Raw genomic sequence first — 633 nt, forward strand, 5'->3', positions numbered from 1 at the left:
CGGACTGGCGGGCGGCGTGGTAGGTAAGGGTGAGCAGGGCGCCATTGCGGCCGGCCAGCATGCTTTTGCCAGCCTTGGCCAGTGCCACGAAGCTATAGCTGGAAATATCGTGGGCAATCTGGAAACCCTCGCGGGTGACCACATCCACAAAGTTACCATCCAGTTCGGCAGCGGGGGCGAAACCCACAGCGTGAACGATACCGTCTAGCCCATCCCACTGCTTGCCGAGTTCAGCAAAAACGGCATCAATGGCCTCGTCGCTGGTGACATCACAGGGAAAGCACATGGCTTCGCTGCTGCCGTACCGTTCTGCGGCTTTGAGTACACGGCTTTTCAGTTTGTCGTTCTGGTAAGTGAAAGCCAGCTCGGCACCTTCGCGGTGCATGGCTTCGGCGATACCGGTGGCAATGGAGCGGTCGCTGGCGACGCCGACAATCAGGTAACGCTTGCCTGCAAGAAATCCCATGTTCGTCCTCGATATGCTTTTTGAGTAGAAAATTGAAAGTTGAAAGTTTCAAAACGCGAGCTGACGTGTTTGCCAGCGATATAATCTTCTCCAGCGGCAATAACGTCCTGGGGATATCTGTCCCGTTACAACAAGACGGAGGTAAGCTGCGTTGCGGTAAGGTGAGG

General features: G+C 55.8%; 1 protein-coding gene. It reads right to left on the reverse strand.

Annotated features, from left to right (window positions below; all coding sequences use genetic code 11):
• A partial coding sequence (locus tag A3730_RS24870) for an enoyl-ACP reductase (RefSeq protein ID WP_156501348.1) occupies positions 1–466 on the reverse strand: 466 nt, incomplete at its 3' end.
• Between the last annotated feature and the right edge of the window lie 167 nt (positions 467–633).

This window comes from Alcanivorax sp. HI0044, assembly GCF_001634945.1.